At 43.5% G+C, this 22948-nt stretch carries 18 protein-coding genes; 12 read left to right on the top strand and 6 right to left on the bottom strand.

Annotated features, from left to right (window positions below; translation table 11 throughout):
* Nucleotides 1-280 precede the first annotated feature (280 nt).
* A complete protein-coding gene (locus MusilaSJ_RS22835) occupies nucleotides 281-2092 on the top strand; it encodes a glycoside hydrolase family 2 protein (RefSeq protein ID WP_274987086.1) in 1812 nt (603 codons plus the stop codon).
* 230 nt (nucleotides 2093-2322) lie between these two features.
* Here the strand turns inward: MusilaSJ_RS22835 and MusilaSJ_RS22830 are convergent, their stop codons facing one another.
* Together MusilaSJ_RS22830 and MusilaSJ_RS22825 are read right to left on the bottom strand one after the other, a co-directional pair.
* Nucleotides 2323-4134 carry an ATP-binding protein gene (locus tag MusilaSJ_RS22830; protein ID WP_274987085.1) on the bottom strand — a complete coding sequence of 604 codons (1812 nt, stop codon included), beginning with the start codon at nucleotides 4132-4134 and terminating at the stop codon, nucleotides 2323-2325.
* A 99-nt stretch (nucleotides 4135-4233) separates the two neighbouring features.
* The gene (locus MusilaSJ_RS22825) at nucleotides 4234-6933 is read right to left on the bottom strand and encodes a valine--tRNA ligase (RefSeq protein ID WP_274990477.1); all 2700 of its coding nucleotides are present in this window, start codon (nucleotides 6931-6933) and stop codon (nucleotides 4234-4236) included.
* Between the two features lie 778 nt (nucleotides 6934-7711).
* Here MusilaSJ_RS22825 and MusilaSJ_RS22820 point away from each other — a divergent pair.
* From MusilaSJ_RS22820 to mnmD, 4 genes are all read left to right on the top strand, one after another.
* Nucleotides 7712-9787 carry a M13 family metallopeptidase gene (locus tag MusilaSJ_RS22820; protein WP_274987084.1) on the top strand — a complete coding sequence of 692 codons (2076 nt, stop codon included), beginning with the start codon at nucleotides 7712-7714 and terminating at the stop codon, nucleotides 9785-9787.
* Nucleotides 9788-9945: 158 nt separating this feature from the next.
* Nucleotides 9946-10392 (top strand): DUF1569 domain-containing protein, encoded by a 447-nt coding sequence (locus tag MusilaSJ_RS22815; RefSeq protein WP_274987083.1) that lies wholly within the window; start codon nucleotides 9946-9948, stop codon nucleotides 10390-10392.
* Between the two features lie 299 nt (nucleotides 10393-10691).
* Nucleotides 10692-12047: a rhodanese-like domain-containing protein gene (locus tag MusilaSJ_RS22810; RefSeq protein ID WP_274987082.1), complete on the top strand. Its 1356-nt coding sequence runs from the start codon at nucleotides 10692-10694 to the stop codon at nucleotides 12045-12047.
* A gap of 119 nt (nucleotides 12048-12166) precedes the next feature.
* Entirely contained in the window at nucleotides 12167-12844 is a 678-nt protein-coding gene (mnmD, locus tag MusilaSJ_RS22805) for a tRNA (5-methylaminomethyl-2-thiouridine)(34)-methyltransferase MnmC2 (RefSeq protein ID WP_274987081.1), read from the top strand.
* 8 nt (nucleotides 12845-12852) lie between these two features.
* Here the strand turns inward: mnmD and MusilaSJ_RS22800 are convergent, their stop codons facing one another.
* A complete protein-coding gene (locus MusilaSJ_RS22800) occupies nucleotides 12853-13683 on the bottom strand; it encodes a hypothetical protein (RefSeq protein ID WP_274987080.1) in 831 nt (276 codons plus the stop codon).
* A gap of 138 nt (nucleotides 13684-13821) precedes the next feature.
* Here MusilaSJ_RS22800 and mazG point away from each other — a divergent pair, with 138 nt between their 5' ends.
* The 5 genes from mazG to MusilaSJ_RS22775 all read left to right on the top strand — a co-directional run bounded on the left by mazG (nucleotide 13822) and on the right by MusilaSJ_RS22775 (nucleotide 18103).
* The gene (gene mazG, locus MusilaSJ_RS22795) at nucleotides 13822-14625 is read left to right on the top strand and encodes a nucleoside triphosphate pyrophosphohydrolase (RefSeq protein WP_274987079.1); all 804 of its coding nucleotides are present in this window, start codon (nucleotides 13822-13824) and stop codon (nucleotides 14623-14625) included.
* A gap of 75 nt (nucleotides 14626-14700) precedes the next feature.
* Complete coding sequence (locus tag MusilaSJ_RS22790; RefSeq protein WP_274987078.1) at nucleotides 14701-15129, top strand: hypothetical protein; 429 nt, start codon at nucleotides 14701-14703, stop codon at nucleotides 15127-15129.
* Between the two features lie 166 nt (nucleotides 15130-15295).
* On the top strand, nucleotides 15296-15850 hold the full coding sequence (locus MusilaSJ_RS22785; RefSeq protein ID WP_274987077.1) for an RNA polymerase sigma factor: 555 nt from the start codon (nucleotides 15296-15298) through the stop codon (nucleotides 15848-15850).
* Nucleotides 15843-17360, top strand: a complete 1518-nt coding sequence (locus MusilaSJ_RS22780; protein WP_274987076.1) for a hypothetical protein — start codon at nucleotides 15843-15845, stop codon at nucleotides 17358-17360. The genes MusilaSJ_RS22785 and MusilaSJ_RS22780 overlap by 8 nt, the downstream gene beginning before the upstream one ends.
* Nucleotides 17357-18103, top strand: a complete 747-nt coding sequence (locus tag MusilaSJ_RS22775) for an outer membrane beta-barrel protein (RefSeq protein ID WP_274987075.1) — start codon at nucleotides 17357-17359, stop codon at nucleotides 18101-18103. Before MusilaSJ_RS22780 ends, MusilaSJ_RS22775 begins: the two co-directional genes overlap by 4 nt.
* A 150-nt stretch (nucleotides 18104-18253) precedes the next feature.
* Here MusilaSJ_RS22775 and MusilaSJ_RS22770 read toward each other — a convergent pair whose 3' ends face one another.
* From MusilaSJ_RS22770 to MusilaSJ_RS22760, 3 genes are all read right to left on the bottom strand, one after another.
* Nucleotides 18254-18586 carry a hypothetical protein gene (locus tag MusilaSJ_RS22770; protein WP_274987074.1) on the bottom strand — a complete coding sequence of 111 codons (333 nt, stop codon included), beginning with the start codon at nucleotides 18584-18586 and terminating at the stop codon, nucleotides 18254-18256.
* A gap of 112 nt (nucleotides 18587-18698) precedes the next feature.
* Nucleotides 18699-19145 carry a KilA-N domain-containing protein gene (locus MusilaSJ_RS22765; RefSeq protein WP_274987073.1) on the bottom strand — a complete coding sequence of 149 codons (447 nt, stop codon included), beginning with the start codon at nucleotides 19143-19145 and terminating at the stop codon, nucleotides 18699-18701.
* A gap of 280 nt (nucleotides 19146-19425) precedes the next feature.
* Nucleotides 19426-20577, bottom strand: a complete 1152-nt coding sequence (locus MusilaSJ_RS22760) for an ABC transporter permease (RefSeq protein WP_342457016.1) — start codon at nucleotides 20575-20577, stop codon at nucleotides 19426-19428.
* A gap of 155 nt (nucleotides 20578-20732) precedes the next feature.
* On the opposite strand from MusilaSJ_RS22760, the gene MusilaSJ_RS22755 reads away from it, so the two are divergent.
* Both MusilaSJ_RS22755 and fmt read left to right on the top strand, forming a co-directional pair.
* Entirely contained in the window at nucleotides 20733-21974 is a 1242-nt protein-coding gene (locus MusilaSJ_RS22755) for an exo-beta-N-acetylmuramidase NamZ family protein (protein WP_274987071.1), read from the top strand.
* 32 nt (nucleotides 21975-22006) lie between these two features.
* On the top strand, nucleotides 22007-22924 hold the full coding sequence (gene fmt, locus MusilaSJ_RS22750; protein WP_274987070.1) for a methionyl-tRNA formyltransferase: 918 nt from the start codon (nucleotides 22007-22009) through the stop codon (nucleotides 22922-22924).
* Nucleotides 22925-22948 lie beyond the last annotated feature (24 nt).

Below are 22948 nucleotides of genomic sequence, written 5' to 3'. Positions count from 1 at the left end.
CTCCTTAAGTTAACGGCCATGGCTATGCGGCGCGAAGAAGATGCTTCGCTCCTACCCAAACGGGTGTCATGCTGAGCCCGTCGAAGCATGGTGGGTAGGGCCTCTGCGCGCGACCCTTCGACAAGCTCAGGGTGACAACCCGCTATACCCAATGTCATTTCATCTTCAGAGTCAGCCTGATTCTAAGACTACCCATGAGAAACGTTTTTTAATGTTATGATAACAGTTATCAATTCCCTATTTTGGCGTTCATAACCTCATCAATCATAACATCCTTACTATGAACATTTACAGCAAAGCAATTGCATTGGCTTCGGTACTGATAGCTGCCAATTGTATAGCATCTGCCCAGGAAGCTAAACTCCCTACTCAATGGACCAATACCGCCATGCAGTCCGAAATACCCTTATCTGAATATCCCCGACCTCAATTGCAGCGCAACGACTGGCTGTGCTTGAACGGACATTGGGATTACCGCGGCGGTAAAAACGCGCCTAATGCACTGAACCCTCAAACGCCCGCGTCTTTTGATGACAAGCCGGATAAAATCCTGGTACCTTATTGTCCCGAATCCATACTTTCTGGCATACAGCGCAAACAGGAGATTAACATGTGGTACCGCCGTAGTTTTGAGGTTCCGTCAAAATGGCAAAACAAACAGGTTATTGTTCACTTTGGTGCGGTTGATCATGATGCCACCGTTTTTGTAAATGGTAAAAAAGCAGGTTCGCACTCGGGCGGGTATGATTCATTTTGCTTTGATATTACTTCATATCTTAAAAAAGGCAGCAATACCCTTATTGTTGCTGCTCATGACCCCAATGATGGTAAAACACCATCGGGCAAGAACGGTCCCCGCGGCGATTATACTTTCTCCTCGGGCATCTGGCAAACAGTTTGGGTTGAACCCGTTAACAAATCATATATCAAAAATATTCGCCTGCTGCCAGACGTGGAAGGTAAACGTTTAAAAGTGTTTGTTAATACTATGGGTGCAGGTAAACTCAAAGCAATTGCCCTAAACAATGGCAAAGAGGTTTCAAAGGTTGATGCAACCGGAGGAGCATATTTCTATCTGCCAATAGATAACCTGGTTTTATGGACACCAAATTTTCCGTTTTTGTATGATCTGAAGCTTACCCTATACAATACTGATGGCAGCGAAGCCGACGAGGTTAAAAGTTATTTCGGCATGCGTGATATTAAATTGGGCAAGCTTAACGGCGTGATCCGTCCGCTTATAAATGGCAAGTTCATCATGCAGCTTGGCCTGCTTGATCAGGGGTACTGGCCCGACGGTGTTTTAACCGCACCTACGGAAGAAGCCCTTAAATTTGATATAGAATACACCAAAAAAGCGGGCTATAACCTGATCCGTAAGCACATGAAAACCGAGCCGCAGCGTTTTTATTATTGGGCCGATAAAATGGGCTTATTGGTTTGGCAGGATATGCCCGCTATATGGTATCAGAATGAAGATACTACTAAGAACAGGACGGTTTACCGGAAAGAATTAAAAGCCATCATCGACGATCATTATAACTCGCCCTCCATTATTACATGGGTGCCTTTCAATGAAAACTGGGGTGCTTTTGATGTAAAAAACATAACCAATTGGGTTAAACAATATGATCCGTCGCGATTAGTTAATGGCAATTCGGGCTTTAACAATAATCCCAGCTATCAAAAACCTTACGGCGATCCGGGCAATGGCGATTACGTGGACACACACATTTATGTTGGCCCTTACGGTGCTTCTGTTCCTGATAGCCGCCGGGCGGCCTCGCTGGGCGAATTTGGCGGCGTTGGCCTGTTTGTTCGCGGTCATATGTGGCCGGTACATAACGATGCCTATGATTATGAGCCAACCAAAGCCAGGCTTACCGACCGTTATGTTTTTTTGCTTGATGAGGTAGAGCAATTAATGAAATACAAAGGATTGAGCGTTGCCATATATACCCAAACCACCGACGTTGAACACGAAGTAAACGGCGTTTTAACCTACGACAGGGCCGTTGAAAAAATGGAGATCGAAAGAGTAAACGAAGTAAACCAGGCGGTGATTGAGGAGGGCGATAAGTTGAATAGATAGGCCATTAGGTGAGCGCTTTAAAATCCCCTATTGAGAGGCGCGTAGGGAATGAGCAAGAGCAGGGGTGTGTTTATACGATTTGAATATCAAAGCAGAGAGACACACCCCTCCGCCCCTCTCAAGAGGGGAATCGCACGAGCCCCACCCTTTTGCTTAGCAGCTTGAACTGGTTGAAGTTTAGCGATAGCAGTTTTTAAAGCCCTCCCTTCCGGGGAGGGTTTGGGTGGGACTTACATCACCTTTTTCAAAGTATAATTATTAAGCTTCTCCAGCAGGTCGTCAGGTTTAAAAGGCTTGGATACATAATCATTCATGCCGGCTTCGTATACCTGTTCTTTGATGTCAAAAAGCGCGGAAGCAGTAAGCGCGATGATCGGTATGCTTGATTTTTTAGGATCGGCCATTTTACGGATCTCCTTAGCTGCATCAAAGCCGTTCATCACCGGCATCTGGAGGTCCATTAATATAATATCAAAATTGCCGTACTGCATAAACTCAACTGCCCGTTCCCCGTTTTCGGCAATGGTTGGGTTAATGCTCCACTTGCTCAGCAGTTTCTTCATCAGCATCACATTAACCATATTATCTTCGGCAATAAGCACGCGTAAACAGGCCAGCGGGTTTTCTGAAATTTGTTTAGCTTCGGGAGCGGTGGCTACTGCAACCGGCAATACCTCTGTAGATACAGGAAATTCCATATGAAAAGAAAACTCTGATCCGCGCCCCATTGTACTGTTAACGGTCATTTGCAGTTCCTGCAGCTCAAGCAAACGCTTAACTATGGCCAGGCCAAGCCCTGTGCCGCCATACTCCCGGGTAGTAGCTAATGATTCCTGCGTAAACGGTTCAAATATAGTTTCAAGGTTTTCTTTTTCGATACCGATGCCGGTGTCCCTTACCGAAAAGTTAACGGTAACGGTGTTATGCCGGTCTTCCACACAAGTAACCCTTACCCATATGTTTCCCTGCGGCGTAAATTTTATAGCGTTGCTAACCAGGTTAAAAATGATCTGGGTTATGCGGGTAGGATCGCCAAAAAGCACCTTATCTTTCAATGAGCTATCAACATCAAGCTTAAAAAGCAAGCCTTTCTCTTCGGCCTTCAGTATTTGCCCGCCGCAAATATTGTTCATCAGCTCAACAAGGTTGAAGCGGATATTTTCAAATACTACCTTCCCCGACTCAATCTTGCTGAAATCAAGCACGTCATTAACAATGGCTAACAGGTTATTGGCCGAAAACTTAAGAATTTCAAGGTTCTCCCGCTGGTCGGGCCTCGGGTTGCTCATCATCAGCAAATTACTCATCCCGATCACCGCATTTAACGGCGTACGGATTTCATGCGACATGGTTGACAAGAACTCTGATTTGGCCTGGGCTGATTTCTCTGCCTTTTCAATAGCTGTTTCCATCTTATTGTAAAGCCGGGCCTGCTCCCTGCTGCTATCTTTAAGGTGCTTAATGTTTTTTAAAAAAGCAGTATAAAAATGGCTGTGGATAAAAATAAGCAATATAAAATTGGCAAACAGGCTGATGATAATGGTAGACTGATCAACTTTGTTAGGTTTTATACTAATAATGTACCCACTGTTGTATTCAATGATCATAAATACCAAAACCGGTACTGTATTAAGCAACGAGTACATGAGCCCCCATTGCTGGCCAAGCATATAATAGCTGAATACGATCACGATTATAATAACCTGCACGGTAATGATATTTACCGTTTGCATAGAGGCATAAACCAGGCTGGTATTAACAAGGGTACCCACAATAAGCAGGGCATGTGTTGCGCCGCGCCAGTCGGGCCGCCAGGTTAAATACTTAAATAACACAACTACCGCTCCCATCAAAAACAGGGCGGTATCAGCAAGCATTTTTTGGTTTTGGAAATAAACGTTCAGGTAAAGTGCCCCAAGGGCAACAAAAATAAGGAAGAACCCATAATACAATAAACGAATCCGGGCCTGGTCAAGGAACGATTGCTCCTTCGACAAAATCTTATAAATTGATAAGTTAAAAAAACTTACTTTATTACTCATATTCAGAACTTAACATTGGCCCTGCAATTGAACAGGCCACCGTACAGCAATCAAAATACTGTACGGTAGCTTGTTACGCAAAGCCGGTAAGTTCTGCAATTAGCAAGCCAAAGCAGCTAAGTTTTCTTCAACGATGGTTAATTTAGCTTCGGCATCGGCCTTTTTCTTTTGCTCCACCTCAATAATCTCGGGTTTTGCATTAGCCATAAACCGTTCGTTACCCAATTTTGCATTAACCGATTTCAGGAAACCTAACAGGTATTCCTGCTCTTTTTTCAGTTTCGCACATTCGGCAACCGGGTCAATTTCTTCGCTGAAAGGAATATAAAACTCATCTGTTGAGGCTAAGAAATTAATAGCCCCTTCAATTTTATCGGCTACTGATTCAAACTTGCTGATGTTGGCAAGCCTTGTAATGATAGCTTCGAACTGGCCGTAATTGATCCCTGAATTTGATTTAACAAATAACTCAAGCGGCTCTTTGTCAGAAATTTGTTTTGTTTTGCGGGTGTTCCTGATGTTGGTTACCACATCTTTAACAAGCTCTGTTTCATTTAACAGACGTGAATTAATTTCCCCAATAGCGGGCAATTGCGCTACAATACAGCAGTCAGTTTCAGAACGCTCGCCAAACAGTTCATCATGCCATAATTCTTCGGTAAGGAACGGCATAAAAGGGTGCAATACCTTCAAAATATTTTCGAAGAATTGAATAGTAGCTGCATAAGTAGCCTTATCAATAGGATGCTGATAAGCCGGCTTGATCATCTCCAGGTACCATGCGCAAAAATCGTCCCATACCAGTTTATAGGTATCCATCAAGGCCTCTGATAAACGGTATTGGGCAAAGTTAGCTTCAATTTCGGTTAGCGCCTGGTTAAACCTGTTGGCAAACCATTCAATGGCTACGCCGTTAGGGTTGGCAAGGCTTTCATCAACCTCCCAGCCTTTTACCAGTTTAAAGGCGTTCCATATTTTGTTGGCAAAGCCGCTGCCTTGTTTACAGTAGCTTTCGTCAAACATCAAATCGTTACCTGCAGGCGAGCATAATAACATGCCTACGCGCACACCATCTGCACCGTATTGAGCTATCAGGTCAAGCGGATCGGGAGAGTTGCCCAATTGCTTTGACATCTTACGACCTTGCTTATCCCTCACGATACCTGTAAGATATACGTTCCGGAACGGTACTTCGCCCCTGAACTCATGACCGGCCATGATCATCCTGGCAACCCAGAAAAATAAAATTTCGGGCGCGGTAACCAGGTCGTTAGTTGGATAATAATAGTTAATATCAGCATTGTTCGGATCCTTAAAACCATCAAATACCGAGATAGGCCATAACCATGATGAAAACCAGGTATCAACTACGTCTTCGTCCTGTATAAGATCTTCAGATTTGAGATTTGAGATTTGAGATTTGAGATTTTTCGCTTCTTCAAAAGCCTCTTCCCTGTTCTTTGCAATCACAAATTCGCCGTTGGGCAGGTACCAGGCCGGGATCTGTTGTCCCCACCAAAGCTGGCGGCTGATGTTCCAGTCGCGTACATTCTCCATCCAATGGCGGTAAGTGTTCACAAACTTTTCGGGGATCAGTTTGATCTCGCCGTTTAGCACATAGTCTAAAGCAGGTTTGGCCATTTCGCCCATCTTGCAAAACCATTGCATGGATAGTTTTGGCTCAATAACCGCGTTGGTACGTTCACTGAAACCAACCTGCGATTTATATTCTTCAACTTTTTCCAGTACGCCGGCTTCTTCCAGCAACACAGCTATTTTTTTACGGGCGGCAAAACGGTCTTCACCAACCAGTATCTGCGCCTTTTCGTTCAGGGTGCCGTCGTCATTCAGGATATCAATGACCGGCAGGTTATGACGCTGGCCCAGTTCATAGTCATTTAAATCGTGTGCGGGGGTAACCTTCAAACAGCCGGTACCAAAATCCATAGTCACATAATCATCCAGGACCACCGGGATCTCGCGGTTGATCAGCGGGATGTAAACCTTTTTACCGTGCAGGTGCAGGTAACGCTCGTCATTAGGGTTGATACAGATAGCGGCATCGGCCATAATGGTTTCAGGGCGAGTAGTAGCGATGGTTAGGTAGTCTGAAGTCTGAAGTTCTGAGTCCGAAGTCTGACTTTCTACTTCAGACTCCTGACTTAAGACTTCAGACTTCGGATTTACGACTTTGTACTTAATATAAAAGAGCTTCTGGTTAACTTCCTTGCGGATAACTTCTTCGTCGCTCACCGCGGTTTTGCCCTGCGGGTCCCAGTTAATCATGCGGATACCGCGATAGATCAAACCTTTTTTGTACAGGTGGATAAACGTATCAATAACCGCTTCCGAAAGATTCTCGTCCATGGTAAATTTGGTGCGGTCCCAATCGCAGGAGGCACCTAATTTTTTAAGCTGTTCAAGGATAATGCCGCCGTATTTTTCCTTCCATTCCCAGGCGTAAGTTAAAAACTCTTCGCGGGTAAGGTCTTTTTTGCTGATACCACGCTCTTTAAGCATGGCGACAACTTTAGCCTCAGTGGCAATACTGGCGTGGTCGGTACCGGGAACCCAGCAGGCGTTTTTACCTTTCATTCGGGCGCGGCGAACCAGCACATCCTGTATGGTATTGTTGAGCATGTGGCCCATGTGTAAAACCCCGGTAACGTTTGGCGGCGGAATGACTATAGTATAAGGTTCGCGCTCATCAGGCACCGACTTAAAAAAGCCGTGCTGCAACCAGTAACTGTACCATTTTTCTTCGGTTTCTTTAGGGATATATGTTTTAGCAATACTCATAACGCGCAAAAATACGATAGTTAACGGTTCATAGCCAAAGGTTGGGGGATTTTTTTGGGAATATAGTTCATGGTTCATAGATGATGGTTTTAAACTGATAGTTTTTGATCGGTCAAGAGCGTAGGCCGCATTAGGGATGGTAGCGGATACCGGCCCACGGGCGTAATGCCTGCAGGCGTATGAGCGTACAGCCCGGGCCGGAGGTAATGCCCGGAAAAAGAGATTAGAGAATTGAGATTAGCGTTTAGTTGTTTTACGTATTGTTTAGTTTTTTTCACCGTACCAACCTATCCCATCCGAGTTTATTTGAGTTAAAAAATTTTTATAAAATCCCATTAATCCCAAAAATCCACCCAAATCCCGGTTCAGAATTATGGCGTTGCCTGCGGCCCGGGCTGTACGCTCATACTGCACAAGGCCTTAGCCACTTGGCCGGTATCCGCTACCATCCCTAACGCAGACCAGTACTTTTATAAAACGATTATCACCACAACATGCAATCATTATCAGTCATCTATAAACCATGATCTACCACCCCAAAAACCATGAACCATGATCTATCAACCATGAACAATCCCCGCTCCCACAATATTTTTACAATTAACCAGTTATTATATAGTAACATTCAAGTTGACATGAAAACTATGCCTTTATACCGTTTCTGGCTTGATATTTTGAAAAAAACAAGGCTGGACGCCATTATCCACTGGTTCAATCACTAACGGCCCTCTGTGCATAAATACCTTCTATTTTACTAACTTTAATTTTCAAAATTGAGATGAAATTAAAGTTAAACTGTTTATTACTGGTTATCATTCTTATTATATCAGTAAATACTTTCGCTTTAGACGGGCCAAAGCCTGCAAAGTCAAAGCACAAAACTGCTATTACTCCTAAAAAGTTTATTGATCCCGCTAATATGGACCGGAGCGTAAAGCCGGGCGACGATTTTTTTGAATATGCCAACGGCGGCTGGTTAAAACAAAACAGCATCCCGGCAAAAGAATCCCGCTGGGGCAGTACCCAGATCCTGCGCCAGGAAAATAGAAATAAACTCATTGACCTGCTGAACGAAGTAAGCCAGATATCAGCCTCACAACCCAAAGGCAGCCTGAAGCAGCGCGTTGGCGATCTGTACGCCAGCGGTATGGATAGCTTAACCATCGAAAAACGAGGTTACGAGCCTATCAAAGCCGACCTGCAGCGTATTGACCATTTGAAAAATCTTAACGATTTTATTAATGAATTGATTTATGAGCGCGTTTACGGAGTAGACTCCCCAATTTTCAGTTCGGGGGTTGAGCAGGATGAAAAGAATGTAAACAAATATGTTATAAGCCTTGGCCAGAGCGGCACAACCATGCCCGACAGGGATTATTATCTGAAAAACGATCCGCGTTCAAAAAAAGCACAGGCCGCCTTGAAAAAGCTGGCCACAACTTTATTCATCCTTAGCGGAACCAGTGCCAATGAGGCAGCGAAAAACGCCGCCATAGTTTATGACCTGGAATATACCTGGGCCAAAGCGCAATTGAGCCGCGTAGCCATGCGCGACCCACATGTAACTTACAACAAGTTTCTAATAACCGATTTTGAAAAGCAAACACCACATTTAAAGTGGTCGAAAATACTACCGGCCATTAACATGGGCGGGCAGGATAGTATGCTTGTTGCGCAACCATCATTTTTCAGGGCCGTTGATTCTGCATTGACAGCTACTCCTGTTGCCAAATGGAAAGTTTACCTGCGCTGGAATATACTACGGGGCAGTGCCCCTCATTTAAGTTCTGATTTTATTAATGCAAACTTTGCTTACAACAGCGCGTTAAGTGGTCAAAAAGTACAAACCCCGCGTACCGAACGGATGAGTGCCCGTGTTGATAGCTACTTTGGCGAATTGTTGGGGCAGCTTTTTGTTGAGAAATACTTTACACCGGCCGCCAAACAATACATGGTTGATTTGGTAAACAATCTTAAAGCAACCCTTGGCGACCGCATTAAACGCCTTGACTGGATGAGCCCTGCAACCAAAGAACGCGCACTTAAAAAGCTAAATGCCTTTACCGTAAAAATAGGTTATCCGGATAACTGGGAAAAATATGATGGCATTGTAATTAACCGCGAAGACTATTTCGGTAACATGCGCGCTGCAAGCAAATGGCGTTACAACTTTAATGTGAGCCGTTTAGGTAAACCGGTTGATAAAACCCGCTGGGGAATTACGCCGGCAACTGTTAACGCTTATTACAATCCAATTAACAATGAGATTGTGCTCCCTGCCGGAATCCTGCAGTTCCCGTTCTGTGATTTCAAGGCCGATGATGCCGTTAACTACGGCGGCATTGGTGCGGTAATAGGCCACGAAATGACACACGGTTTTGATGACAAGGGCCGCCAGTACGATGCCGATGGCACGCTGCGCGATTGGTGGACTAAAGAAGATGCAGATAAGTTTAAGTCGCGCGCGGATCAGGTGGTTAAACAATTCAACGCCTTTACCGTTCTTGACACCCTGCACGTAAACGGTAAACTTACCCTTGGCGAAAACCTGGCTGATCTTGGTGGATTGAACATTGCGTATGAAGCCTTTAGTAAAACCAAACAGGGCCAGTCGGCCAATACTATTGACGGCTTTACACCCGATCAGCGTTTCTTTTTGTCATGGGCACAGTTGTGGCGCCTATCGCAAACACCCGAATCGGCAGCACAACGTCTCCTGATAGATCCACACTCGCCCGAGCAGTTCCGTACCAACGCGCCGATAACCAATATCAGCGCATGGTACAAGGCCTTTGATGTAAAACCCGGCGATAAGTTGTATAAAAAACCGGAAGACAGGACAAAGATCTGGTAAGCGAAATTTTGCTTTTTTGACATAGCAGGCCCGGCTGTAAACCCGGGGCCTGTTTTTTTATAATTTGTTGGCATAAACCCTCCCTGCTTATGGCTCAAAAACGCCTGTGCCTGTTTGTACTTTCGTAATAACTTTATGATATAAACTTTTCAAAATAAATGAAAACTATATTTGATAAAGAAACCCGCGACGGCCTCATAACCCGCATCAATTTAATTAACGAAAACAACCAGCCACAATGGGGTAAAATGAATGTTTATCAAATGCTGAAACATTGCACCCTTTCGGACGAAATGTACCTCGGCATTAAAACGTATAAACGGGCGTTTATAGGCCGCTTGTTTGGCAAAGTGGCGCTGAAAGGTATGCTGAAGGATGATGCTCCCCTGGCAAAGAATAATCCTACGGTTGCGCAATGTAAAGTAACCGAAGCCGGAGGCGACATAGAGGCCCAGAAAAAACAATGGATTGAACTGGTGGAGGAATATGGCAAAACTTCAAAAACTGACTTTGAGCATACTTTTTTTGGCAAAATGACCAGGGAGCAGATGGGCCGGTTAGCTTACAAGCATATTGACCATCATTTGAGGCAGTTTAGTAATTAGGGCAGGTGGGATCGCCCTTAAACAATCTATCTATTTGAATAAATCATACTGAAATTTCCACACGAATTCTTTTCAAATCCGTCACAATTTATCGAATTACACGAATGTCAATTAGCCCGGGTCAGATTCGTGTAATTCGATAAATACGCAAAAATTAGTGTAAAAATTCCTCATTGATTGTTTCCTGACTTATGCAGGCAACCTGCTTCACAGATTTACACAAAGCGATCAATATTTACACCACTTAAACAATGCACAAATAAAACATATCGCCTAAGCATTATCTTTGCAGGCAAAATATGATCATTCAACAATTTTACGATAAAGGCCTGGCGCATGGTTCATATGCCGTGATCCGCACGGGCAAAATGATAGTTATTGACCCGGCCCGTAACCCGCAGCCTTACTATGATTTCGCGACCCAGCACGATGCCGATATTGTGGGTGTTATCGAAACCCACCCGCACGCGGATTTTGTAAGTTCGCACCTCGAAATTCATGAAACCACAGGCGCTGTAATTTATTGCAGCAAGTTAACCGGCGCAACGTATCCGCACGAAACTTTTGACGACGGCGACGTTATCCGGCTTAACGATATTAAACTAAAAGCCATCAATACTCCCGGTCACTCGCCCGATTCTATCTGTATTTTACTGATAGATGAAGAAGGCCGCGAAACTGCTGTCTTTACCGGCGATACCCTGTTTGTTGGGGATGTTGGTCGCCCGGACCTGCGGGAAAATGTGGGTAACATCACTGCTAAAAAAGAGGAGCTTGCCCGCCAGATGTTTCAAAGCACCCGGCAAAAGCTCATGACCCTGCCCAAAAACGTAGTGGTTTACCCGGCGCACGGCCCGGGCTCGTTATGCGGCAAAAACATGAGCCCCGACCTGGAAAGCACCATTGGCCGCGAGCTGCGTGAAAATTATGCCTTACAACTGATGGATGAGCTGGCATTTGTTAAAACACTCACCACCGATCAGCCTTTTATGCCCAAATACTTCGGTCGGGACGTGCTGTTGAATAAAAATGGGGTACCGGGTTTTGAGGACAGCATTACAGGTGTACCCCGTATTGGTGAAGACAGCGCTTTGGAAGCTGATATTTTATTAGTTGACGGCCGCCCCAAAGCACAGTTCAGGAGCGGTCATCTGCATGGCGCCATTAACCTGCAGGACGGTGAAAAATTTGAAACCTGGCTGGGTTCCATTATCGGCCCAGATGAGCAGTTTTACCTCATTGCCGAAAATGATGATAAGCTTGATACCCTAATTAAAAAAGCAGCCAAAATTGGCTACGAACAAAATATCAAAGGCGCATTGTTAGTTCCTGCAAATGCCGATGAAGTATCCCCCTATCTTGATTTAGACGCCTTCAGGGCAAATGAAAATGATTACACGATAGTTGATGTACGTAATCAGGGAGAAGTTGCTGCCGGCAAGGTTTTTAAAAATGCCATTAGTATACCTTTGCCCGAACTGCGCGAACGCGTTAATGAGATCCCTGCCGATAAACCTGTGGTAGTGCATTGCGCTGCAGGCTATCGTTCGGCAGCCGGTGTAAGCATTGTTTCATCTGTCATTACAGCCGTACCCGTTTATGATTTGGGCGAGGTTGTGACGGAGATGATGAAAGAAAAAGAGGTTCATGGATGATAGTTCATGGTTCATGGCTAATAAGATCCTTAGAAACCTTGAACAATTATAGTAAACCACGAACTATCATCTATAAACCATGAACAAATTACAACATTGAAAACCATGAACTATCATCCATGAACCATGAACTAACCATAGTCACCACCGCCGACGGTTCCAACACCATTTACAATGCCGATGTGGGCGAGCATTACCATTCACGTCATGGGGCACTACAGGAAAGCCTGCATGTGTTTGTTAAATCGGGCTTACAATATTTCCTGGAGCGGATTGACACCAATGAAATTAGTATACTTGAGGTTGGTTTTGGCACCGGGCTCAATTTTTTCTTAACTGCCGATGCCTGTAACCATAAGCAGATAAAGCTTAGTTATATCGGTATTGAAGCGTACCCGGTAAATGTCGAAATGATGTTACAAACCGGATATCAGCAATATATCCCTGAATTATTATGGGAGCAATTCAACATTAATTATACCACCGCCCTAACCGGCAAAGTTGAGATCAATAACAACGTGCAGTTGCATGTAGCCCATAGCAAGCTTTTGGATTTTAAAATGAAGGAGCAGGTAGATGTTATTTATTTCGACGCCTTTGCCGCGGCCCATCAACCCGAAATGTGGAACGAAGAAGCCATTGGCCACACCGTTAGCTTTTTAAAACCGGGCGGCGTGTTTGTTACCTATGCTATCACCGGCAACCTGAAACGGATACTCAGAAGCCTGGGCTTCAAAGTTGAAAAAGCACCCGGAGCACCCGGCAAACGCGAAATGCTCAGGGCGGTAAAGCTTTAAATCTCCAACTACAAGAACCGGAAGCCTATATTGAATTTCAGTGTGAAACCATTGGTAGTTGGCAATTCGCGATAAGCAAACTGGCCCTGGGTTGCTGCGCTGCGGGTTGCATAGATAATTGGACCGCCGCAAAGTGAAAACGCCAGCCGCGAATTAACGGGAGCATAATTAAGCGACGGGCCGATCAATAAACGTGCACCACCTTCGGCTTCATCAGCTTCCCAAAAACCTTCCAGGTCCTGCCCTACGGCTTCAAAGCCGCCGAACAGCTGCCCCGAGATATGACGGTGCACACCAACGCTGGTGATCAAATCTAAACCGTCGCGGTTAGTGGCAAATGCTTTTTCAAATCTAACGTTGGCACCAAGTTTCCAATTTGTCACTTCGTACGCGGCAGTTATACGGCTAAATGCTACGCCATCGCTGTTAAACTCCCTCCTGAAACCAAGGCTTGCCCCGGCCCTGAACCCCATGGGCTGAGTGCCGCCAATAAAATCACGTAATACCTCGGCCTGCTGCAGGGTACGCACGCCACCATTATTACTAAAACCTGTACCCAGCATGGCCATTAAGGTAAACTTATTGCCCAGGTACCCCTTGGCCGAAAAATTTTGATCAACACCATCAAAACCCAGGGGTGTAACGGTACGCTCACCATATCCGCCCGAGTAATTTAAACTCCAGTTGCGCCCCTGTGGGTTAAGTGTACTTATAGTAAACAAAAAAGGCTGCGGCTGACTAAAGGTGCTGTTTGCCACATCGCCGGCAGGCTGCTGCTGGGCATAGCTTACTTTAATTATCGAAGTAAAAAGAAGGATAAACAGATAAGTTTTTTTCATGATAAAATGTGCTTATAGATAGCCTTAACAATTGGCTAATAAAATTAATTAATGTTAGCTTAAAATTAATGATACAGTAAGTTTTCATTAAAGATGTTATCATACCTTTGCAACATAAGTATTCATTATAAATAATTTATGCCTTTAAAAGCCCCTGAAACTGCCCCTACCGCATCAATAGCATTTGACAGATTGCTTATTATCATGGATGACCTGCGGGCCAATTGCCCATGGGATAAAAAACAAACGCTTGAAAGCCTGCGCCACCTTACCATTGAAGAAACTTATGAACTAAGTGACGCCATCCTGGGCGGTGATATGCCCGAAATAAAAAAGGAAATCGGCGATATTATGCTGCACCTGGTTTTTTATGCCAAAATAGCTTCCGAAACCAACGACTTTACCATTACCGATGTTTTGAACAGCGTTTGCGATAAGCTGATTAACCGCCACCCGCATATTTACGGTGATATAGAAGTGCAAAACGAAGAAGATGTAAAACGTAACTGGGAACAGATTAAGCTTAAAGAGGGCAACAAATCTGTTTTGGGTGGGGTACCGGCTTCCTTACCTGCGCTGGTAAAAGCATCGCGCATACAGGAAAAAGCACGCGGCGTTGGGTTCGACTGGGAGGAAAAAAGCCAGGTTTGGGCCAAGGTTGAAGAAGAGATGCAGGAGTTTAAAAATGAATTTAACGCGGAAGATGAAAGTACCATCGACCACGAAAAAGCCGAAGCCGAATTTGGCGACCTGCTGTTTTCGCTGATCAATTACGCCCGCTTTATTAATATCAACCCGGAAAACGCCCTCGAAAAAACCAATAAAAAATTCATTAAGCGCTTTCAATACCTGGAGCTTAAAGCGAAGGAAAACGGCAAACAACTGCATGATATGAGCCTGGCCGAAATGGATGTTTTTTGGGACGAGGCAAAAAAACTGTAAAATAATGCAGCCCGGTTGTAGCGTTTAATTAAAAACATGCGTAATGGTTAAAAATTGATAACGAGATAAGATTATATGAAACGTAATTTATTCTACCTGCTGCCATTATTGTTAACATTAGGCGTAGCCTGCTCTCCCAAAAATGAGGTTGTTCCGGTTGCCCAGCCACAAGGTAATTTTACAGGCGTATTTGGCGCGCTTGTTAAAAAAACAAGTGGTACCGGTTATGATACTATTCGTGATACCATAGCTTTAAAACTTACTGCGACATCATTATTTAAAGTGGCTGCAAACACCAGGAAACACGTGGCAAGCTACGGAGCGTTTGTGTACAACGGTTACTATATCCAGTTTAATGACTCATTGGCAGTAACACCTGGTGTCAATAAATTTCACCTCAAAGGTGTTTACCAATATTATTATGATGGCAATGTATTTCAACTGCAGCGCAACAGCAATGGCGATACATTAACTGTTCAATACAATTTGAAGAAAACTAATTAACTACTTTTTATTGTTTTATTACGTTGCCGGTGCCCGCATTGAGGGTACCGGCTTTTTTGATTACTACAGCAAATAATCCGGGCAGAATTTTTTTTATTTTGTATCATTTAACTGTTTTGCTGCGTAAAGGCTTTAAAACAACATTTAGCGGAACTAAGTACATTTAATGCATCCACCCCCTCGCATTACCGAAGAAGAGATCGTAAGGCAATGCAAAAAAGGCAGCTTAAAACATCAGGAATTGCTATATAAGCAGTTCTATGGCTATGCTATGGGTATAAGTTTGCGTTACAGTTTAAACCGCGATGATGCCCTTGAAGCTGTAAATGACGCTTTTATAAAAGTGTTTAACGCTATTGGCGGCTACAATATCGATAAGCCGTTTAAAGCCTGGCTCCGCACCATTTTGGTTAATACGGCCATTGACCGCCGGCGCAAAGACCTTAAATTCCAGCTTAATGTTGAATTGGAAAATGCTGCCCCCATCAGGAGCAATATGGGGCCGGTTGATAATTTAAACGTACAGGATATTTTAAAACTGATGGTTGAGCTCCCAACTATACAACGAACTATTTTTAACATGTATGAGATAGACGGCTATGACCATGATGAAATAGCCACAACGCTCGGCATCCCGGTAAGCTCATCGCGCGTTTACCTGAGCAGGGCCAAAGAAAGATTAAGAAGTATATTAAGAAAAGAAGCACAAAACCATGGATGACCAGTTGGATAACGACTTAAGAGACCGCATCAGGGACGTGTTTGATAATTACGAAGACACTACTGCTGATGAAGGCTGGCTGCTGCTCAGGGAGAGATTTCCTGTTCAGGAAAAACAGCGCCGCCCGGTTTACCTATGGTGGGCAAGCGCCGCTGCTGTCCTGTTGTTGTTTTTGAGTATAGGTTTGTGGATAGCATCGAACAAAAATAATGTTAATAATAGCCAAATATTTTCGGCTAAACCGGTAAAACCTGCGCTGCCGCAAAGCAACACGGCAGATAGCATTGTTCAAAACGTTACCCCGGTACAGCCTCCTGTAACAATTAAGCAATCACCTGCAACAAACCTTGCGGGCAACAATAGCACCCAATCTTCAGCAACAAAACTGAAGCCGGCAGGCAACACCCCGGCAAATAAATCTAATGCACTTGCAAGCAATAAGGCTTTAAATAAACCGGCGGGCAACATAATCGTAAATCAACCGGCTGCAACCGTGCCCGCGTTTACACCTGTGCCGGCAAACGCTGTAACTGTAAACCCTGTTAACGGAATTGCCAAAACCGGCGTCCCGCCTGCCGTTCAACCGGCTAATAACGGCGTAGTCAGCGGAACTCCGGTTAAAAAGGCTGATAGTGTAAAATCTGTGTTGCCGCAAACCAATGCGCAGCAATATGCTAATAACCCTGTTGTACAGCCTCCGGCAAATACCAAGCCTGTCATTGTAACCCCGCCTGTTGTTCCATCAGTAATAAAAGTTAAACCAAAGATCAACTCTATGGAATCTTTACTTGCCAGCGATCAGGACCAGCCTAAAAAACCTGATATGGACATGAACGAACGCAGGGTAAAATTCAGTGTTTACGCTGCTACATTCTTTAACTACGCTAAGGGCAGCCAAAACCAGGTAAATGCCGGCGCCGGCTTTACATCCGATATTAAGCTGAGCAAAAACCTCAAACTTTCCACCGGTTTAGCTTTGGCCCAAAACACGCTTAATTACAATAAAAACCAACCCTCAAATGTTGCGGCTGCGGTGTCATTTTCGCCATCATTAAGCACAGCCTATAACACGCTGGCCGATTTTAGTAAGGTATCGTCTACACCTTCATTTAAAAACTACAGTGCTAACCTGATCGGTCTTGATATTCCTGTTAACCTTAAGTATGAATTTAACCCGCAAAAAAATGACACTTATATTTCTGCAGGTTTAAGTTCGGGTACATTTATCAACGAAGCCTACACGGCAAGTTACAGCTATCCTGGGCTGGCTATGGCTGCCGGTGTACAACCGCAAACATCCGATGAAACAACGCACAAAAGCTTTAACAGCTTTTATTTTGCCAAAACCCTGAACGTAGCATTTGGTGTTGGCTATCCCCTGGGTAAAAGTAACCGGATAATTATTGAACCATTTTTAAAATACCCGCTTGACGGCCTTGGCTCACAGCAGATAAAATTTGGGGCAGGCGGCCTAAACCTGAAACTGAACTTTACAACACATAAAAAATGAAAAAGTACATCCTTATCCTTGCCCCGCTGTTGATTAGCGGGCTGCAGCTTAGCGCTCAAAAGTTAGAAGTTACTGTACAGGCCAACACCGGTTTATTTCATTTTGCGGGTAAATCATCAACGGCTACCACCCAGGTATTGCAGGGCTCAACCACCGGCGACCCGATGAACCGTGCTAACAACCCATACGGCAGCAAAAACGGCTTTAGCTACGGTGGCAGTGTCCAGGTTCAAACCGTATCAAAAGGTGGATTTATAGTAGGACTGCAGGGTGGTTATGAATTATTGAGAAGCAAAGCCGAGGTTAATAAGTATACCCCCATCATTCTTAATCCAACGGAATACGATATAATAGCCAATGACCCAAGCTTCGCGGTAACCGGCCATGTTGCTTTTCAAAATCAAAGCATTAATCTTAATCCATATGTGGGCTATCGGTTTCAGCTTAGCAAAGTTAATCTGGATATTTTACCGGGGATAGATATAGGCCTGATACTGGATAGCAGGGATAAAGGCGAAGTTAAAGATAAAGAAGGCAACGTGTTTAAAGTTGATTATAAAAGAAGCAAAGCACCTACCGATGTTAGGTTACGCCTCGGCGCTGCAGCCAGTTATGGCCGCTTTGGTTTAAATGCCAGCTTTGCCCATGGCCTGACCAACTATATGAAAGACATGGTAGGCGATGCTTCCTTTAACGCGCATAGTGAATATTTTAGACTGGGATTAAGCTACCGGTTGCTATAATTTAGGCAATTAATTTTTTCTATAATATAATACTCTTTGGAGATTGACATAACAACTCACCATTTGAGAATTACTTGTTTATAATCAGTTTAGATTTACCTATAACGGCAACGAAATGAATTATTGGGGAAGCGAATCTTTTTTAATACTTCATTTGTCAAAGTCCTTATTTCCACCGCCTATTTTATCAGGGGATTGGGTTCCTTTCTCTATCTTAAATGGGCTTTGTATTTTATCAAATGTATACGATGATTTCCGTAATGACTTTAATTGAGCAATTGCATTCTTTCTTAGTTCCAACAAGCGTTCTCTTTGTGGCATACCCTTACTAATTAAATAGGCATTATTATTTTCGAGATTGGATAATACTATTAGCTGGTGCACATCTGCTAAATCCCGCATATTTAATCCATTTTCTGCGTGATTTCCATTACTTTCTTTCCATTGCTTAGCAGTTAAACCAAACAAAGCCACATTTAACATATCTGCTTCATTAGCATAAACGTATTTAGCCTGTTCTTCTGTTAATTCAGGTATGATATGCTCTTTTATCGCATCTGTATGTATTGCATAGTTAGTCTTCGATAAAAATCGTCTATAATCCCATCCTGAACTTAGTCTTTCCGCTTCTTCTTTTTTTTAGTCTTTGAAATTCATTTACCAAAGCTAAGTGAAACGCAGGGCTAAGCCACATTGCTAAATGAAATGCTATATCTCGGTGTGCATATGTGCCTCCTCTTTTTCCAGCTTTTGAATATATCCCAACCCCTCCGGTTAAATCATTCCACTTCTTCGGTGTCATGTTAAAGCTATTTAATCCTGCTTCTTTTCTTAACCTGTCGAATTCGACACCTTTAAAATTTTCTACATTTTTAGAAGCCTCCCAAATACCTAAATATTCGATAGTATTTCTATTTCTCATCCAATTCCTTATGTGGTCTGAACCTTCTTCTCCTTTAACCATATCCGTAATATTGATATAGTCTTCTTCATTCTGAGAAACTATCGAAATTTCTGTACTATTAACTATTATTTTACTCATTGCACAACTGAACTCTTATAATTTAATCTGTAAAATACTGTTAATAACTTTTTCTTGTTATTATTAAACTACTAAATATCGTGAATTTGTAACGAAAAGTAACCTCATTAATATATTATCCATGTGTCTTCTCCCTATCATACCGTCAAAAAATTTCAGCTGTAATTAAGCAGGTAAATTGCTGCTTTTGCCTCTATTTATTTGATATCAACAAGTCGCATTCACCATCTACCATTTAATATAGCGACTAAGCAGCTTCGTTACTTTGTGTATAGCTGGCTTACTTAAACTGGATAGCCTTCACCGGTGAGATCCGGCTTACCAGCGTTGATGGTATAATAAGCACCAGCAGGCAAATGATCAGTGTACCAATATTGAGGACAACAATATCAAAAATATTAAACTCGACCGGTACAAAGGTCATATAATACGAAGCCTGGTCCAGTTGGAAAAAATGAGTATACATCTGGAAATATCCCAGGCCTATACCCAGTAAATTACCCAGCAGCAGCCCTAATCCTATCAGGTAACTGGCATTGATCAGGAATATTTTGCGGATGGCCCAGTTGGATGCGCCCATGGCTTTGAGCATCCCGATCATAGCGGTTCGCTCAAGGATCATGATCAGCAGGGCCGATATCATGTTGATTACAGCAACCGCAACCATCAGTACCAACATCACTATCGAATTAACATCGAGCAGGTTGAGCCATTCAAATATGGTAGGATAATCTTCTTCAATGGTGTACTCTTTCAATTTTACCGGCAAAACAGTCTCGAGCGCATAGGCTGCTTCATTGATATGATCAAAATCGGCTACGCGTAGTTCGTATTGGCCTATCTCGTTCGGTTTCCAGTCGTTAAGGCGATTAATGAGCGATAAGGCACCGATCACAAAGGTTTTATCAACCTCTTCAACCCCGATATTGAAAATGCCTTTGATCTTAAACTGGCGTTTACGAAGCGGCTCCTGTACAAAATACATCAGCAGCTTATCCCCGACCTTTAGTTTAAGCCTGTCGGCCGTTGTTTGGGAAATCATGATCTCCTTTTGTGCTTCAACCGAGTCGGCAAAACTGATCACATCACCGGCAACCATCATTTTTTTAAAGTAGCTCCAGTCGTAATTTTTATCAACGCCTTTAAGTACCACTCCTTCAATTTCATTATTGGCCTTAACAATGCCCGGTTTAGTGGCCACCGGCATTACATGGGTAATAAACGGGCTTTTGAGCGCACGCCTAACGAATTCGCTATCAGCTGAAAACGAGGAACTTTGGTAAGAGTTATTCAGGTCGAACTTAACCACACGGATGTCGCCGGCAAAGCCGCGAACTTTATTGCGGATCTCGTGTTTAAACCCTTTAACGATAGCAAGTGACAGTATCATTACACCAAGGCCCAGCATAATGCCTATTATTGCAATACGCACTATCAGTTTTGAAAATGTGCGTTTTGATTTAAATGTTATACGGGCTGATATAAAGGAGGCGAAACTCAATGGCAGACTGATTTTTTGTACCTTCGCAAATATGCGGTTTTGCTGTTAAACCTGCTACTTTTAAAATTGTTTCAACTCAATATTTTATGAATAAGATTTGTGCTTTTTTACGATTTGCCCTGATAACAGTTTTACTTGCAAACACGGCATGCAGCCAGGCAACCGATTGTAAAAGCTGCAAGACGGCATCTATCCCAAAAAACAAAAAAAACAGCCCCATTATTCCCGGAGCTGATCAAATTCCGCTGTATATTAACTATCTTAAGGGAAAAAATATAGGGATGGTCATTAATCAAACTTCGGTTATTGGTAAAAATTTAACTGCCAGTGTAGATAGTTTGGTGCATTTAGGAGTAAACGTAAAAAAAATCTTTGGCCCCGAGCATGGTTTCAGGGGCAATGCCAGTAACGGCGCTACCGTTGGCGACACTAAAGATCCTAAAACCGGCTTGCCAGTAATATCGCTGTACGGTAACAAGCATTACAAACCAACTCCGGCCGATTTGAAGGGTATCGACCTCATGATATTTGATATACAGGATGTTGGCGTACGCTTTTACACTTATATTTCAACCCTGCATTACTTAATGGAGGCCTGTGCCGAAAACAATGTAGAGCTGATGATATTTGATCGTCCAAACCCTAACGGTTATTTAATTGACGGCCCTATCCTGGATACGGTTAACCGTTCATTTGTGGGCATGCACCCCATCCCCATCGCCCACGGTATGACTATTGGCGAATATGCTCAAATGATAAATGGCGAAGGCTGGTTAAAAAATGGGGTTAAGTGTAAACTGAAGATCATTAAAGTGGCTAATTACAAGCATAATTTGCCTTATACCTTACCCATAAATCCATCGCCCAACTTAAATACGCCTATATCAATTTTATTATATCCGAGTACCTGCTTATTTGAAGGTACAACATTTAGTTTGGGCAGGGGAACGCTCTTCCCCTTTGCCGTATTGGGGCATCCGGCGTTGAAAGGTAAATACAGTTTTTCGTTTACGCCAAAAAGTATCCCGGGTATGAGCGAGAACCCGCCGCAGAAAGACCAGGAATGTTTTGGCATTAATCTGCAAAATATTCCACCAACTGATATCACAGGTGCAGGTGTTATCAATCTGAAATGGCTCCTGGAGTTATATAACGCCTTCCCCGACAAGGATCATTTCTTTAATGCCTATTTCATAAAGCTTACAGGCACGGCCGAACTAAGGAAACAAATTGAAACCGGCAAAACCGAAGAAGAGATCCGTGCCGGCTGGCAACCTGGACTAACTAAGTTTAAAGCCACACGCAAAAAATACTTACTATACGAATAACAGAATAAAGCACATCTAATACCTAAACATCTATGAGAATTATATTTATGGGTACCCCCCAGTTTGCCGTTGCCTCGTTAGACGCTTTAATTAAAGCCGGCAGTGATATCGTTGCTGTTGTTACAGCCCCTGATAAACCGGCCGGAAGGGGACAAAAAGTTAGCGAGTCGGCTGTTAAACAATATGCCGTAGCTAACAGCTTAAAAGTACTCCAACCCGAAAAACTTAAGAATGAAAGTTTTATTGCCGAATTGAAAGCGTTGAAAGCCGATCTGCAGGTTGTAGTAGCCTTCAGGATGCTGCCCGAAGCTGTTTGGAACATGCCTGCCAAAGGCACTATAAATTTACACGCCTCATTATTACCTCAATACCGCGGCGCCGCCCCTATTAACTGGGCGCTGATTAACGGCGAAAAGGAAAGCGGCGTAACCACCTTCTTTTTAAAACATGATATTGATACCGGTAACATCCTGTTCACTGAAAAAATAACCCTTACCGGCCATGAAGATGCCGGCGAACTGCATGACCGCCTCATGAACAAAGGCGCAGGGCTGTTGGTTAAAACAGTTAAAGCGGTTGAGAGCGGCCGTTACAACGAACATCCGCAAGTTCAATTGGCTGAGGGGACAGAATTAAAACACGCACCAAAAATTTTTAAGGATGATTGCCGGATTGACTGGATACAGCCAGCTTTGTCGATCTATAACAAAATTCGCGGCCTGAGCCCTGTACCCACCGCGTATACCGAGCTTAACGGCAAAAGCCTAAAAGTTTATGCATCTGAATATCAATTATCAGAACCTGCCATACAACCCGGCGGCTTTTTAACCGACAATAAAACCTATTTAAAATTTGCCGCTAAGGATGGTTTTGTGTTACTAAAAGATATCCAGTTGGAAGGCAAGAAACGTATGGGTATTGAGGACTTTTTGAGGGGCGTGAAGTTGTAAGAACATTTCGTTGAACATCAGGGC

The organism is Mucilaginibacter sp. SJ, assembly GCF_028993635.1.
In the GTDB taxonomy this organism is placed as follows: Bacteria; Bacteroidota; Bacteroidia; order Sphingobacteriales; family Sphingobacteriaceae; genus Mucilaginibacter.
The sequence above is the reverse complement of the archived record's forward strand: the minus strand, read 5'-3'. Positions and strand labels throughout refer to the sequence as shown.

Bases quoted from the DNA above. Each gene is read 5' to 3' on its own strand.
- mazG (WP_274987079.1), top strand. From the start codon at position 13,822: ATGCCTTTAAAAGCCCCTGAAACTGCCCCTACCGCATCAATAGCATTT.
- MusilaSJ_RS22800 (WP_274987080.1), bottom strand. From the start codon at position 13,683: ATGAAAAAAACTTATCTGTTTATCCTTCTTTTTACTTCGATAATTAAA.
- MusilaSJ_RS22830 (WP_274987085.1), bottom strand. From the start codon at position 4,134: ATGAGTAATAAAGTAAGTTTTTTTAACTTATCAATTTATAAGATTTTG.
- MusilaSJ_RS22770 (WP_274987074.1), bottom strand. From the start codon at position 18,586: ATGTTAAATGTGGCTTTGTTTGGTTTAACTGCTAAGCAATGGAAAGAA.
- MusilaSJ_RS22790 (WP_274987078.1), top strand. From the start codon at position 14,701: ATGAAACGTAATTTATTCTACCTGCTGCCATTATTGTTAACATTAGGC.
- MusilaSJ_RS22780 (WP_274987076.1), top strand. From the start codon at position 15,843: ATGGATGACCAGTTGGATAACGACTTAAGAGACCGCATCAGGGACGTG.
- fmt (WP_274987070.1), top strand. From the start codon at position 22,007: ATGAGAATTATATTTATGGGTACCCCCCAGTTTGCCGTTGCCTCGTTA.
- mnmD (WP_274987081.1), top strand. From the start codon at position 12,167: ATGAACCATGAACTAACCATAGTCACCACCGCCGACGGTTCCAACACC.
- MusilaSJ_RS22810 (WP_274987082.1), top strand. From the start codon at position 10,692: ATGATCATTCAACAATTTTACGATAAAGGCCTGGCGCATGGTTCATAT.
- MusilaSJ_RS22825 (WP_274990477.1), bottom strand. From the start codon at position 6,933: ATGAGTATTGCTAAAACATATATCCCTAAAGAAACCGAAGAAAAATGG.
- MusilaSJ_RS22815 (WP_274987083.1), top strand. From the start codon at position 9,946: ATGAAAACTATATTTGATAAAGAAACCCGCGACGGCCTCATAACCCGC.
- MusilaSJ_RS22820 (WP_274987084.1), top strand. From the start codon at position 7,712: ATGAAATTAAAGTTAAACTGTTTATTACTGGTTATCATTCTTATTATA.
- MusilaSJ_RS22755 (WP_274987071.1), top strand. From the start codon at position 20,733: ATGAATAAGATTTGTGCTTTTTTACGATTTGCCCTGATAACAGTTTTA.
- MusilaSJ_RS22775 (WP_274987075.1), top strand. From the start codon at position 17,357: ATGAAAAAGTACATCCTTATCCTTGCCCCGCTGTTGATTAGCGGGCTG.
- MusilaSJ_RS22785 (WP_274987077.1), top strand. From the start codon at position 15,296: ATGCATCCACCCCCTCGCATTACCGAAGAAGAGATCGTAAGGCAATGC.
- MusilaSJ_RS22835 (WP_274987086.1), top strand. From the start codon at position 281: ATGAACATTTACAGCAAAGCAATTGCATTGGCTTCGGTACTGATAGCT.
- MusilaSJ_RS22765 (WP_274987073.1), bottom strand. From the start codon at position 19,145: ATGAGTAAAATAATAGTTAATAGTACAGAAATTTCGATAGTTTCTCAG.